8 protein-coding genes and 2 pseudogenes are annotated in these 13,443 nt (G+C 70.3%); 8 read left to right on the plus strand and 2 right to left on the minus strand.

Annotation, left to right across the window (positions count from 1 at the left end):
* Positions 1–84 precede the first annotated feature (84 nt).
* From ABZ810_RS15900 to ABZ810_RS15915, 4 genes are all read left to right on the plus strand, one after another.
* Positions 85–1,698, plus strand: coding sequence for a carboxyl transferase domain-containing protein (locus ABZ810_RS15900; RefSeq protein ID WP_358403537.1), 1,614 nt, complete (start codon positions 85–87; stop codon positions 1,696–1,698).
* A 43-nt stretch (positions 1,699–1,741) separates the two neighbouring features.
* A complete protein-coding gene (locus ABZ810_RS15905; RefSeq protein WP_358403659.1) occupies positions 1,742–3,925 on the plus strand; it encodes a biotin carboxylase N-terminal domain-containing protein in 2,184 nt (727 codons plus the stop codon).
* Entirely contained in the window at positions 3,925–4,842 is a 918-nt protein-coding gene (locus tag ABZ810_RS15910; RefSeq protein ID WP_358403539.1) for a hydroxymethylglutaryl-CoA lyase, read from the plus strand. Before ABZ810_RS15905 ends, ABZ810_RS15910 begins: the two co-directional genes overlap by 1 nt.
* Positions 4,843–4,914: 72 nt before the next feature.
* Positions 4,915–6,063, plus strand: a complete 1,149-nt coding sequence (locus ABZ810_RS15915) for an acyl-CoA dehydrogenase family protein (protein ID WP_358403541.1) — start codon at positions 4,915–4,917, stop codon at positions 6,061–6,063.
* On the opposite strand, the gene ABZ810_RS15920 is transcribed toward ABZ810_RS15915, so the two are convergent.
* Positions 6,029–6,793 carry a metallophosphoesterase gene (locus tag ABZ810_RS15920; RefSeq protein ID WP_358403543.1) on the minus strand — a complete coding sequence of 255 codons (765 nt, stop codon included), beginning with the start codon at positions 6,791–6,793 and terminating at the stop codon, positions 6,029–6,031. The genes ABZ810_RS15915 and ABZ810_RS15920 overlap by 35 nt on opposite strands.
* Before the next feature lie 47 nt (positions 6,794–6,840).
* On the opposite strand from ABZ810_RS15920, the gene ABZ810_RS15925 reads away from it, so the two are divergent.
* Together ABZ810_RS15925 and ABZ810_RS15930 are read left to right on the plus strand one after the other, a co-directional pair.
* Positions 6,841–8,208 carry a PLP-dependent aminotransferase family protein gene (locus tag ABZ810_RS15925; RefSeq protein ID WP_358403545.1) on the plus strand — a complete coding sequence of 456 codons (1,368 nt, stop codon included), beginning with the start codon at positions 6,841–6,843 and terminating at the stop codon, positions 8,206–8,208.
* A gap of 832 nt (positions 8,209–9,040) precedes the next feature.
* The gene (locus ABZ810_RS15930; RefSeq protein ID WP_358403546.1) at positions 9,041–10,330 is read left to right on the plus strand and encodes a DUF222 domain-containing protein; all 1,290 of its coding nucleotides are present in this window, start codon (positions 9,041–9,043) and stop codon (positions 10,328–10,330) included.
* A gap of 138 nt (positions 10,331–10,468) precedes the next feature.
* On the opposite strand, the gene ABZ810_RS15935 is transcribed toward ABZ810_RS15930, so the two are convergent.
* The gene (locus tag ABZ810_RS15935; RefSeq protein WP_358403547.1) at positions 10,469–11,032 is read right to left on the minus strand and encodes a CbrC family protein; all 564 of its coding nucleotides are present in this window, start codon (positions 11,030–11,032) and stop codon (positions 10,469–10,471) included.
* Positions 11,033–11,277: 245 nt separating this feature from the next.
* On the opposite strand from ABZ810_RS15935, the pseudogene ABZ810_RS15940 reads away from it, so the two are divergent.
* Positions 11,278–12,133: pseudogene (locus tag ABZ810_RS15940) on the plus strand (ISL3 family transposase); the annotation flags it as partial.
* Positions 12,134–12,195: 62 nt separating this feature from the next.
* Positions 12,196–13,407: pseudogene (locus ABZ810_RS15945) on the plus strand (IS3 family transposase).
* Positions 13,408–13,443 lie beyond the last annotated feature (36 nt).

A 13,443-nucleotide genomic window follows, 5' to 3' on the forward strand; every position in this document is an offset into this window, starting at 1 on the left:
GACTGAGGATGTTAATGATGGTTAACATCGACCTTGTTAATGCTCGTTAACTGTCCGCCTGCTGTTCGTCGACGAGGACGGGTGATGACCGGACCTGAGCTGGGCACGCGCGCCGATCCCGGGAGCGCCGCGTTCAAGGACAACGCCGCGCACAACGCGGAGCTGGCCGCCGAGCTCCGCGAGCGCCTCGACCGCGCCGGGCGCGGCGGGCCGGAGCGGGCGCGCGACCGGCACGTAGCGCGCGGCAAGCTGCTCCCCCGCGACCGCGTCGACACGCTGCTCGACCCGGGCTCGCCGTTCCTGGAGCTGTCGCCGCTGGCCGCGCACGGCATGTACGACGGCGAGGCCCCGGGCGCCGGGATCATCACCGGCGTCGGCCGGGTCGCCGGACGCGAGTGCGTCGTGGTCGCCAACGACGCCACCGTCAAGGGCGGCACGTACTACCCGGTCACCGTCAAGAAGCACCTGCGCGCGCAGGAGGTGGCCCTGCACAACCGGCTGCCGTGCGTCTACCTGGTCGACTCGGGCGGCGCGTTCCTGCCCAGGCAGGACGAGGTGTTCCCCGACCGCGAGCACTTCGGCCGGATCTTCTACAACCAGGCCACCATGTCCGGCCGCGGCATCCCGCAGATCGCCGCGGTGCTCGGCTCGTGCACGGCGGGCGGCGCGTACGTCCCGGCGATGAGCGACGAGGCCGTGATCGTGCGCGGCCAGGGCACCATCTTCCTGGGCGGCCCGCCGCTGGTGAAGGCCGCGACCGGCGAGGTCGTCACGGCCGAGGAGCTCGGCGGCGGCGAGCTGCACTCCCGCACGTCCGGCGTCACCGACCACCTCGCCGACGACGACGCGCACGCGCTCCGCATCGTCCGCGACATCGTCGGCACGCTCGGCCCGCGCGAGCCGCGCCCCTGGCAGACCGCTCCCCCGGAGGCCCCGGCCCTCGACCCCGCCGAGCTGTACGGCGTCGTGCCGCCCGACCCGCGCACCCCGTACGACGTGCGCGAGGTCATCGCCCGCGTCGTCGACGGCAGCCGCTTCCAGGAATTCAAGAAGGAGTACGGCGCGACGCTGGTCACCGGCTTCGCCCGCATCCACGGCCACCCGGTCGGCGTCATCGCCAACAACGGCATCCTGTTCGGCGAGTCCGCGCAGAAGGGCGCGCACTTCATCGAGCTGTGCGACCGCCGCAGCGTCCCGCTGGTCTTCCTGCAGAACATCACCGGCTTCATGGTCGGCCGCGAGTACGAGGCGGGCGGCATCGCCAAGCACGGCGCCAAGATGGTCACCGCCGTCTCCTGCGCGCGCGTGCCGAAGTTCACCGTCGTCATCGGCGGCTCGTTCGGGGCGGGCAACTACGCCATGTGCGGCCGGGCGTACTCGCCGCGCTTCCTGTGGATGTGGCCGAACGCGCGCATCTCGGTGATGGGCGGCGAGCAGGCCGCCAGCGTCCTGGCCACCGTCCGCCGCGACCAGTTCGAGGCGCGCGGCGAGGACTGGCCCGCCGACGCCGAGGAGGCGTTCAAGGCGCCGATCCGCGAGCAGTACGAGGACCAGGGCAACCCGTACTACTCCACGGCGCGGCTCTGGGACGACGGCGTGATCGACCCGGCCGACACCCGCCGCGTCCTCGGCCTCGGCCTGTCCGTCGCCGCCAACGCACCGCTGGAGCCGGTCGGCTACGGCGTCTTCCGGATGTGAGGACATGATGGTCGAGACAGGCGCGCCGTTCGGGACGAGCCCGATGTTCGGGAAGGTCCTGGTGGCCAACCGCGGCGAGATCGCGGTGCGCGTCTTCCGCACGCTGCGCGACCTCGGCGTCGCGTCCGTCGCGGTCCACACCGGCGCGGACGCGGGCGCGCGGCACGTGCGCGACGCCGACGAGGCGGTCCGCATCGGCTCCTACCTCGACATCGGCGAGGTCGTCGAGGCCGCCCTGGCGACCGGCGCCGAGGCCGTGCACCCCGGCTACGGCTTCCTGGCCGAGAACACCGCGTTCGCCCGCGCCTGCGGCGACGCCGGGCTGGTCTTCATCGGCCCGCCCGCCGAGGCGATCGAGGCGATGGGCGACAAGATCCGCGCCAAGCTGACCGTGGCCGCGGCGGGGGTCCCGGTCGTGCCGGGCCGCGACGAGGCGGGCCTCTCGGACGAGGCGCTGGCCGGCGCCGCGCTCGAGGTCGGCCTGCCCGTCCTGCTCAAGCCGTCCGCGGGCGGCGGCGGCAAGGGCATGCGGCTCGTCCGCGACCCCGCGGAGCTGGCCGACGCGATCGCCTCGGCCCGCCGCGAGGCCCGCGCCTCGTTCGGCGACGACACCCTGCTGGTCGAACGGTTCGTGGAGAACCCGCGGCACATCGAGATCCAGGTGTTCGCCGACGCGCACGGCCACGCCGTCCACCTCGGCGAGCGCGAGTGCAGCCTCCAGCGCCGCCACCAGAAGATCGTCGAAGAGGCGCCGTCGCCGCTGCTGGACGAGGCCACCCGCGAACGGATGGGCGCCAGCGCCGTCGCCGCCGCCAAGGCGGTCGGCTACGTGGGCGCGGGCACGGTCGAGTACATCGTCTCCGCCGACCGCCCCGGCGACTACTTCTTCATGGAGATGAACACCCGTCTTCAGGTCGAGCACCCCGTCACCGAGCAGGTCACCGGCCTCGACCTGGTCGAGCTCCAGCTGCGGGTGGCCGCGGGCGATCCGCTGCCGTTCGCCCAGCAGGACGTGACGCTGCGCGGCCACTCCGTCGAGGCCCGCGTCTACGCCGAGGACCCGGCGCGCGGGTTCCTGCCCACCGGCGGCCGCGTCCTCGCCCTGTCGGAGCCGTCCGGCGGCCACGTCCGCGTCGACTCCGGGCTCGACACCGGCACCGAGGTCGGCGGCGCGTACGACCCGATGCTCGCCAAGGTCGTCGCCTGGGGCCCCGACCGCGCCGCGGCGCTCGCGCGGCTCGACCGCGCGCTCGGCTCGTACACGCTGCTCGGCGTCGGCACCAACGTCGCGTTCCTGCGGGCGCTGCTGCGGCACCCCGACGTCACCGCCGGGCGTCTGGACACCGGCCTCGTCGAACGTTCGCTGGACGAGCTGACCGGCGAGGACGCCGTCCCGGACGAGGTCCTGGCGGCGGCGGCCCTGGAACGCATGCTGGCGCTGGAGACCGCCGACCCCGACCCGTGGGCGATCCCCGACGGCTGGCGTCCCGGCGGGCCCGCCCGGACCCCGTGGATCATCACCCCGTCCGGCGGCGAGGCGGTCGAGGTCGGCGTCCGCGGCCGCGCGTCCGCCGCCGAGGTCACCGTCGGCGACAGCACACCAGTCCCCGCTGCGTTGTCGGCGGGCCCGCCCCTTCCAGGCAGCACGTCGGGCAGCACACCACTATCGGGCGGCGCGTCCCTGCCAGGCGGCGCGTCCCTGACAGGCGGCGCATCGCTGACAGGCACCGCACCCCTGACAGGCACCGCACCCCTGACAGGCACCGCACCCCTGACAGGCACCGCACCCCTGACAGGCACCGCACCCCTGACAGGCAGCGCATCGCTGCCAGGCGGCGCGTCCCTGGCAGGGGGCGCATCGTCGTTGACCCTGACGTACGGGGGCCGCACGCTCACCTACCAGGCCGCACGTGACGGGCACACCCTGTGGCTCGGTCGCGGCGGGCGCACCTGGTCGCTGACCGAGCACGTCCGCGCCGAGAGCGGCGGCACCGCCGCCGCCACGGGTGACGGCGTGCTCCGCAGCCCGATGCCCGGCACCGTCCTCGCGGTCAAGGCCGCCGAAGGAGATCGCGTCGAGGAGGGCCAGCCGCTCGTCGTGGTCGAGGCCATGAAGATGGAGCACACGGTCACCGCGCCCGTCGCCGGCGTCGTCGCGCGGCTGCCCGCCCGCACCGGCGCCCAGGTCGCCCTGGACGCGGTGCTCGCCGTGATCGAGGAGGGCTGATGCGCGTACCGCTGGACGGGCTCCCGGACCGGGTGACGATCTACGAGGTCGGCCCCCGCGACGGGCTCCAGAACGAGGACACGATCGTCCCGGTCGCCGACAAGGCCGAGTTCGTCGCGCGGCTCGCCGCCGCCGGGCTGCGCACGATCGAGACGACCAGCTTCGTGCACCCCAAGTGGATCCCGCAGCTGGCCGACGCCGAGGAGCTCCTCGCCGCCCTCGACCGCGACCCGGCGCTGCGCTACCCGGTCCTGGTCCCCAACGAACGCGGCCTCGACCGCGCCCTCGCCGACGGCTGCCGCGAGATCGCCATCTTCGGCAGCGCCACCGAGTCGTTCGCCCGCCGCAACCTCAACCGCTCGGTCGACGAGTCGCTCGCCATGTTCGCGCCCGTCGTCGAACGTGCCCTCGCCGAGGGCCTGTGGGTGCGCGCGTACGTGTCGATGGCCTGCGGCGACCCGTGGGAGGGCGACGTGCCGGTCGAGCAGGTCGTCTCCGTCGCCGCCCGGATCATGGACATGGGCTGCCACCAGCTCAGCCTCGGCGACACCATCGGTGTCGGCACGCCCGGCCAGGTCACCGCCCTCATCGAGGGTTGCGCCGCCGCCGGGATCGGCACCGACCGGCTCGCCGTGCACTTCCACGACACCTACGGCCAGGCGCTCTCCAACACCCTCGCCGCCCTGCGCGCCGGCGTGACGACCGTCGACGCCTCCGCCGGCGGCATCGGCGGCTGCCCGTACGCCGAGAGCGCCACCGGCAACCTCGCCACCGAGGACCTCGTCTGGATGCTCCACGGCCTCGGCATCGACACCGGCGTCGACCTCGACGAGCTCGTCGCCACCAGCCGCTGGATGGCCGGACGCCTCGGCCGCCCGTCCCCGTCCCGCGTCGTCCAGGCCCTGTCACCGTCGTGAGCGGGCGCCGCGCACCAAGGTCCGCGCACCGCGGCGACGAAGCCGCGACCAGGAAGAAGGAATGAGACCCAGATGATCGACTTCACGCTCACCGACGAGCAGGAGGAGCTGCGGAGCACGGTCGAGCGGTTCGCCCGCGAGACCGTCGCCCCGGTGATCGGGGACCTGTACGAGCGCGGCGAGTTCCCGTACGACATCGTCGCGGCCATGGGCAAGATGGGCCTCTTCGGCCTGCCGTTCCCCGAGGAGCACGGCGGCATGGGAGGCGACTACTTCGCCCTCTGCCTGGCCCTCGAGGAGCTCGCCCGCGTCGACTCCTCCGTCGCGATCACCCTGGAGGCCGGTGTCTCCCTGGGCGCGATGCCCATCTACCGCTTCGGCTCCGACGCCCAGAAGGCCCGGTGGCTGCCGCGCCTCACCTCCGGCGAGAACCTCGCCGCGTTCGGCCTCACCGAACCCGGCGGCGGCTCCGACGTCCCCGGCGGCATGCGCACCACCGCCCGCCTCGACGGCGACAGCTGGGTGATCAACGGCTCGAAGTCGTTCATCACCAACTCCGGCACCGACATCACCGCGTTCGTCACCGTCACCGCGTTCACCGGCGACGGCGAGATCTCCACGATCATCGTTCCGAACGGCACGCCCGGCTTCACCGTCGGCCGGAAGTACTCCAAGGTCGGCTGGTCCGCCTCCGACACCCGCGAACTGTCGTTCGACGACGTCCGCGTGCCCGCCGAGAACCTCGTCGGCGAACGCGGTCGCGGCTACGCCCAGTTCCTGCGCATCCTCGACGAGGGCCGCATCGCCATCGCCGCGCTCTCCGTCGGCCTCGCCCAGGGCTGCGTCGACGAATGCCTGCGCTACGTCCGTGAACGTGAGGCGTTCGGCAAGGAGATCGGCCGCTACCAGGCCATCCAGTTCAAGATCGCGGACATGGAGCTGCGCGCCCACACCTCCCGCCTCGCCTACTACGCCGCCGCGGCCAGGCTGCTCGCCGGCGAACCGTTCAAGAAGGAGGCCGCCATCGCCAAGCTGGTCTCCTCCAACGCCGCCATGGACAACGCCCGCGACGCCACCCAGATCTTCGGCGGGTACGGCTTCATGAACGAGTACGCCGTCGGCCGCTTCTACCGCGACGCCAAGATCCTCGAGGTCGGCGAGGGCACCTCCGAGGTCCAGCGCATGCTCATCGCCCGAGCCCTGGGCCTGCCTCCGGCGTGACCACCCGGAAGTGAGTCGTCAGCCCGCCCTCGTCCAGCACGTGGAAGGCGAGGGCGGGCGGCTCGTCCAGCCGGACGACCCCGTCGCCCGGCTCCCAGGGCAGCCGCACCGTGGAGACCACCCCCGGCGCCACCAGCACCGGCCGCCCCGCGAACGACGAGGCCGCGGCCGTGTGCGCGTGCCCGACCAGGAAGGCCACCAGGCGCGGATATCGTTCCGCCAGCTCGGCCAGCCGTTCCTCCCCGAACAGCCGGATCCCGTCCACGTACGGAACGTGCAGCGGCACCGGCGGATGGTGGAACCCGACGATCACGGGCGTGTCCCCGGGCGTCCCGGCGAGCACGTACTCCAGCCACCCCAGCGTCTCCTCGTCCAGTTCCCCGTGATCCTTGCCGGGCACGGACGAGTCGCACAACGCCAGCACGAACCCGTCCCCCCGATGCACCTGGTTGATCGGCCCGCTCCCCGACTCCCGCCCCAGCAGATGCCGCCGGAACGCGTCCCGCTCGTCGTGGTTGCCGGGGCACACGAACGTCGGATGCCGCAGCTCCAGCAGCTCACGGGCCACCTCGTACTCCTGGGCGAGCCCGTGGTCGGCGATGTCACCGGTCACCACCACGGCGTCCAGCTCGTACGGAAGGCCCTGCAGGTAACCCGCCACGGCCCGGGTCCGCTCCACGCTCCGGGCGTCATCGACATGCACGTCGCTCAAATGCGCGATCACGATCATGCCCCCGACCCTACGATCGGACCGGACCACTAATAAGATCCAGTTTCATGCGCGATTCCTGGTCCGGTTCCGATCTCCACCTCGAACTGGACCCGGCCCGCAAACGCCGCGCCGCCCTCGAATCCGCCCTCCGCACCGCGATCCAGGACGGCCGCCTCACCGCCGGCACGCTCCTGCCGTCCACCCGCGCCCTGGCCACCGAACTCGCCCTCTCCCGCGGCACCGTCACCGCCGCCTACGACCAGCTGGCCGAAGAGGGCTTCCTCACCATCCGCCCCGGCTCCGGCACCAGGGTCGCCGACATCCCGCAGACCCCCGCCCCGCCGCCCGCCGTCCTCACCGAACCCCCCGCCCACGACCTCCGCCCCGGCCGCCCCGCCGCGGGCACGTTCCCCACCCGCGCCTGGCTCGCCGCCACCCGCAGGGTCCTCCACCACGCCGCCCACGCCACCCCCGACCCCCAGGGCCAGCTCGAACTCCGCACCGCCCTCGCCGCCCACCTCGGCCGCACCCGCGGCGTCCGCACCGACCCCACCCGGATCGTCGTCACCTCCGGCTACCACCAGGCCGTCACCCTCCTCGCCCACGTCCTCCGCCAGAACGGCGTACGAACCACCGCCTACGAGGACCCCGGCCACAACGCCTACCGCGAAGCCGTCCAACGCGGCGGCCTCACCACCACGCCCCTGCCCGTCGACGCCCGCGGCGCCCAGGTCGAATCCCTCACCACCGAGAAGGCCGTCTTCCTCACCCCCTCCCACCAATATCCGCTCGGCGTCCCCCTCCACCCCCACCGCCGCCGGGCCATCCGCACCTGGGCCCGCTCCACCGGCGCCCTCATCATCGAAGACGACTACGACGGCGAGTTCCGCTACGACCGCCAGCCCATCGGCGCCCTCCAGGCCCTGGCCCCCGACCACGTCGTCTACGCCGGCTCGATCTCCAAGACCCTCTCCCCCAACCTCCGCCTGGGCTGGCTGGCCCTCCCCCACCACCTGGTCTCCCCCTTCGTCCAGGCCAAAGAAGAAGCCGACACCCACACCGAGACCCTCACCCAGCTCGTCCTGGCCGACCTGATCGCCTCCCACGCCTACGACCGCCACATCCGGGCGTGCCGCCTCCGCTACAGCCGTCGCCGCCGTCTCCTCCTGGACCGCCTGGCCGCCTTCTCCCACCTCACCGTCCACGGCGTACCCGCAGGCCTCTCCACCCTGGTCACAGGCATGAACGAGCAGCAGGCCCTCGCCGTCTGCACCACCGCCCGCATCGCCCTCCGCGGCCTGACCGAACTCCACCAAGACCCCGGCACCAGCCCCGGCGGCCTCCTCATAGGCTTCGCCGCGCCCTCCGACTCCGCCTACCCCGCCGCCCTAACCGCCCTGTCCAACGCCCTAACTACAGGTCGACTCAACTAGAGGTTCTCTCTCTAGTCACCAACAAGAAGGTAGCGACAGGGCCTGCAATTCGCGCCAACCTGCGGCCACGGCACCACTCCGGCCAGACCATAGGCGCCTTGCGCCTCGCGCCTCGCGCCTTGCGCCTCGCGGCATCGGCCACCCCTTTGGCTCATCCCTCTTCCCGCCTGCGGGTGGGCGATATCCACTGTCCAAACTCAGCATCGACAAGAAAGTGGGTGGGGCGCTGGGGCTTTGGCGCTTCACTGCGGGGTCAGCACATTTCCCGCTTACATCATTAGCCCTTTGGGGTTGGCGGCCTCGGTCACCCCTTTAGCTAGCGCCTATCTCCCGGGTGCGGGGTGGGTGCGGTCTGCTGCTCAAACGCGGCAGCGACAAGAAAGTAGGCGGCCGGTCGCGCTTTCCTGTCATAGTGCGGGTGTTGCTTGTCGCTGATGTTCGAACCTTTGGGCCGCGCGAAGCGCGGGTTGTCGGCGCAACCTCAGGCGGCAGCGCCGCCTCGGCCCAAGCGCACCTTTGGACCTCTGGGGCCTGCGCCAACGTGACAGCAACGCTCGAAGGGGCGGAGGCTCGTGCGCTGTGGGTCAGTCCGGCTCCGCTCAGCCATCCACCAGCAGCAACCGCCTGAGACTCCGACTCACCCATCCCGGGCCACCCGCCGACCGTTGGACGATCAACCACCCAACGGTGCCGCCGCCGCGACCTGATCAACCACCCAACGGTGCCGCCCGCCGCGACCTGTTTGCGCCCGGTGAATTGTTGGCCACCTGCGGCCAATCGAAATGTCCGTAATCAGATAATTGCAATCCGTCACCGTCGATATAATCAAGACATGCATTCGATCGTCGCGGATCTAGAGACCGCCTCCACCGCAGAATTGGTGGAAGCGGTAGCCGCGATCGCCACCCAACTCGCCCACCGGCCCGCCCCCGACTCCGGCGCCGCTTGTATGGAGCTGACCGAGACGCTCGCGAGGGCCGCAGATCAAATCGAATTCGCGCTCGCGGGCACGATCGCAGTAGTGGATCGCACCGGTGAAATGAAGCACTGGGGATTCCCCTCAACGCAAGCGTGGCTGCGGTGCCGTCTGGGGATGCGGGAAGGCCGCGCCAAGGAACGCATCACCCTGGCCCGGCAGTTGCCGCGTCTGGAGCGGGTGAGCAAGGACCTGGCCACCGGTGACCTGTCGCTCGGTTATGCGGCTACGGTTGCCGACGCCGTGCAGCGGTTGAACGATGAGGACTGCGCGGCGGCCGAGGACATCCTGTTGAACGCCGCCAACGACGGGCTCTCGGCGGGCAAGGTCGCTCGGCTCGGCCGCAAAATCCACGACTTGGTCTCCGAGGTCGACGGCACCGAGAAGGCGCCTGAGGACGTCAAGCGCGGCTATGAGCGGTCGTGGTTGACGTTGAGCCGGTCGCTGGATGGCGGGTCGTATGTGAACGGGTGGCTCAACCCCGAAGACACCGCGATCCTGGACGGCACCCTCGGCCCGCTGACCAAACCAGCCGGGGCCGACGACCGCCGAGACCTGAGCGAACGGACGGCAGCCGCCCTCACCACCGTGCTGTCACACGGCCACAAGGACACCCGCGTCACCGTCATCGCCAACCTCGAAACCCTCATGGGCGAAGACGTGCCCGGCTGGCTACGGGACGGCACCCCCATCCCGGCCGAGCAGGTACGGCGGCTGGCGCTCACCGCCGGAATCTCACCCCTCATCCTGGGCCCCGGCAACGTGCCCCTCTACCTCGGCCACACCACCCGCATCGCCACCCCAGGCCAACGCCGCGTCCTGGAAACCCAATACGACACCTGCGCCGTCCACGGCTGTGAGGTGCCGGGCTTCCTCTGCGAAGTCGACCACGTCAACGGATGGGCACTGGGCAACAGCCCCACCGACATCAACAAACTCGCGCTGTGCTGCGGCTGGCACAACCGGTGGAAACACACCCACCCCGACCAGATCAACATCAGCAAGAACCAAACCGGACAGTACGTCTACCAGACACTGCCACCCAACGGGACCACACGATCCAGACACGGCAGATGGCCCACCGGACAAACACCCGACCCCGGCGACAGCGACAACCCCTGGGATAACCACCATCTCGCAGCCTGACCCCACCCCACAACCAGCCCACGGCCCGGCGGACACCACACCGCCGGGCTTATGGGCACGCCCACAAGGCCCAGTCGATCGGCATCCTGGCCTGGGCTCAGCTGGGGGGTGGGCGAAGCTCAGAGTCTGCGGACGCGGTCAGCCAATATCCCAGGACGCAAGATGGGTGCGGCAGTGCAGGCAGCGGAACAGGTAGGCGGTCGGCTCACCGGTACGGTCCAGCCGCTGCAGGAAACGTTCAGTTTCAGGTGGCGTCCAGCCGTACCGCTGGTGATCTTCGCGGAGCATGTCCAGCGCGTGAGCGTGAGCTTGGAGTTCGCGATGGCCGACAGGGCCGAGAAAGGCCGCGCCGTCGCCACAGTGGTAGAGCCAGGACTCCTGCTGCCAGCTGAAGAAGCCGGGTGTCCGTCGGGTGATCTCTTCCACGACCGACAGCGGCACGTCGTCCGGCACATCAACGGCGTCGCTGAACACAGCCGCCATGTCGAAGTCCTCATCACCTCCAACCTCAACGCCCAAGGCGCGCGACGCCTCCCCGGAGTGAATGCAGTGGAGACAGAGGGAGTCAGGTTGCCCACCGTAGATGGGGCCGCGATAACGAGTCTCCCTCTGCACGCCGCAGACACCACAGATGTGAGCGCCGGGCACCGCGGCCCCGGTCGCAAGCGGATCCGGGTGATAACGAAAAACGGGCTCCGACACGGCCCCATCATGTCAACCGGCAATGGACCGCGAAGATCGTCCCACCGCGAGGGCAACAAGCCAGCCGCACGGCCTGATCGCCAAGCACAGTGATGACTCTGCCCCCCAGGCTGTCGCCCCAGCCGGGTCTGTCCAGTGAACGGCTCTGTCCCGTAACCGGTGGTGGCGCTGAGTGATCACCTGCCAGGCTTGGGCGTGCTGGAGATCGACGATCTTATGGGCGTGGTGTTCTCGGGTTATCTGCGCTGGTCATTGAGGGTGTGGAGGACGAGAACGATCTGCATCGGGTGAGGGCCCGGACCCGGGGCGAGCCGGTGCCGTGCTCGATGTGCGGGCGTTGACCGGCCGGGTGCACGGTTTCTGCGGCCGGACGGTCACCGACATTCCGGTGGACGGGCGGCGGGTTGTGGTGTCGATACGGGTGCGTCGCCTGGTCTGTCCGGCGCGGGGATGCCCTCGGCAGAGGTTCCGTGAGCAGGTGCCCGGGCTGCTCGAGCGTTACCAGCGCCGAACCAGCAGGCTCATTGGTCAACTGGGTGCGGTGGTTCAAGAGCTGGCCGGCCGGGCGGGGGCTCGACTGTCGCGGCCTTGGCCGTCGCGGAGTCCAGGTCCACGGCACCGCGTCTACTCATGCGACTGCCACCGCCGCCGCGGATCCCGCGAATGCTGGGGTCGATGACTTCGCGCTCAAGCGCCGCCACCGATACGCCACCATCCTCACCGACGCCGAAACCGGCGAGCTGATCGACGTGCTGCCCGGCCGCGGCGCCGATGCCCTGGAGACGGGGCTGCGCACCCACCCCGGAGTGGAGCTCGTCTGCCGTGACGGGTCGGGCGCCTACGGCGAGGCGGTACGACGCGCGTTACCTGATGCGGTGCAGGTCGTCGACCGGTGGCACCTCTGGAAGAGAACCTCTGTGACAAGACCCTCGCTGAGGTCCGTCCCCACAGCGCCTGCTGGGCCACGGCCAACCCGCCCCGCCGGTATCCGCGAGCAGACCACTCGCGAGCGCTGGCAGCAGACCCACGACCTGCTGGACAAGGGCGTCGGCCTGCCGCAATGCGCCCGCCGCTTGAACCTGTCCCTGCAACACCGTCAAACGCTAGGCCCCGCTGGAGCGCCCCGGCTTGGTTGGCCCTGATACCTGGAAGGGTGAAGGGCTATGGCGCCCCCGAGGAAGTACTCCGTTGAGCTGCGTGATCGTGCGGTCCGGATGGTTTTTGAACTACGTGAGCAAACTGGCGAGAGGACCGGCACGATCGTCCGGGTGGCCGACCAGTTGGGGGTGCATCGTGAGGCGTTGCGGACCTGGATCCGGCAGGCCGAGATCGATGGCGGGCAGCGTCCGGGGATCACGACCAGCGACGCGCAAAGAATCACCGAGCTGGAACGCGAAGTGCGTGAGCTGCGGCGTGCGAACGAGATCCTGAAAGCCGCGTCTGCCTATTTCGCCCGGGAACTCGACCCGAAACTGCCGCGCTGGTCGAGTTCATCGATTCTCATCGAGACCAGTTCGGTGTCGAGCCGATCTGCGCTGTCTTGGGATGTGTGCCGTCGACATATTGGGCGGCGAAGAAACGCGAGCTGAAACCGTCGGCTCGTGCGGTGCGTGACGAACAGCTGAAAAAGGAGATCATACGGGTGTGGGAAGGTCCGGGCCGACGTGTGTACGGGGCGCGGAAGGTGTGGACGCACCTGAATCGTGAGGGGATCCAGGTCGCGCGGTGCACGGTGGAGCGGCTGATGGGCGAGTTGGGCATCGCTGGGGTGTGCGCGTACCGCAAGCGGCCCCGCACCACGGTGGCGGGCGCGGACCGGCCGGTTGACCTGCTGGATCGCGACTTCGCTGCGGATGCCCCCAACAGGCGGTGGGTGGCTGATATCACCTATGTCGACACCGCCGCCGGGTGGGTGTATGCCGCGTTCGTGCAGGACTTGTTCTCCCGTGCCATTGTGGGATGGCAGGTCGCCGATCACTTGGGCGCGGATCTGGCCTTGGATGCGCTGGAAATGGCGATCTGGTCGCGAGGCGGCATTGACGCCCGGCCTGGTTCATCACAGCGACAGGGGCGTGCAATATACGGCGATCCGGTACGCCGAACGGCTGGACCAGATCGGCGCGGCGCGTTCGGTTGGCGGCAAGGGAGATTCCTTCGACAACGCCGCCGCCGAGTCACTCAACAGCCTCTACAAGAAGGAACTCATCGACTTCCGCGGCGGCTGGGAAAACGTCATGGACGTGACAATCGCCACGATGGAGTGGGTGGCGTGGTACAACACCGAAAGGATACATTCTTACTGCGGGAACATTCCCCCGCGCGAGTACGAGGAAGCGTTCCACCGGTCACGCGGCACAGCAACCCAGGCTGACTGAGAACCAACGACCTGAGCCTCCAACATCGCCGGGGCG

The sequence above is a fragment of the Spirillospora sp. NPDC047279 genome (assembly GCF_040643285.1).
Lineage (GTDB): Bacteria > Actinomycetota > Actinomycetes > Streptosporangiales > Streptosporangiaceae > Spirillospora.

What these genes read in the sequence shown, in the direction of transcription:
- ABZ810_RS15930 (WP_358403546.1), top strand. Translation starts at nt 9,041, where the DNA reads ATGCATTCGATCGTCGCGGATCTAGAGACCGCCTCCACCGCAGAATTG.
- ABZ810_RS15915 (WP_358403541.1), top strand. Translation starts at nt 4,915, where the DNA reads ATGATCGACTTCACGCTCACCGACGAGCAGGAGGAGCTGCGGAGCACG.
- ABZ810_RS15900 (WP_358403537.1), top strand. Translation starts at nt 85, where the DNA reads ATGACCGGACCTGAGCTGGGCACGCGCGCCGATCCCGGGAGCGCCGCG.
- ABZ810_RS15905 (WP_358403659.1), top strand. Translation starts at nt 1,742, where the DNA reads ATGTTCGGGAAGGTCCTGGTGGCCAACCGCGGCGAGATCGCGGTGCGC.
- ABZ810_RS15925 (WP_358403545.1), top strand. Translation starts at nt 6,841, where the DNA reads ATGCGCGATTCCTGGTCCGGTTCCGATCTCCACCTCGAACTGGACCCG.
- ABZ810_RS15920 (WP_358403543.1), bottom strand. Translation starts at nt 6,793, where the DNA reads ATGATCGTGATCGCGCATTTGAGCGACGTGCATGTCGATGACGCCCGG.
- ABZ810_RS15910 (WP_358403539.1), top strand. Translation starts at nt 3,925, where the DNA reads ATGCGCGTACCGCTGGACGGGCTCCCGGACCGGGTGACGATCTACGAG.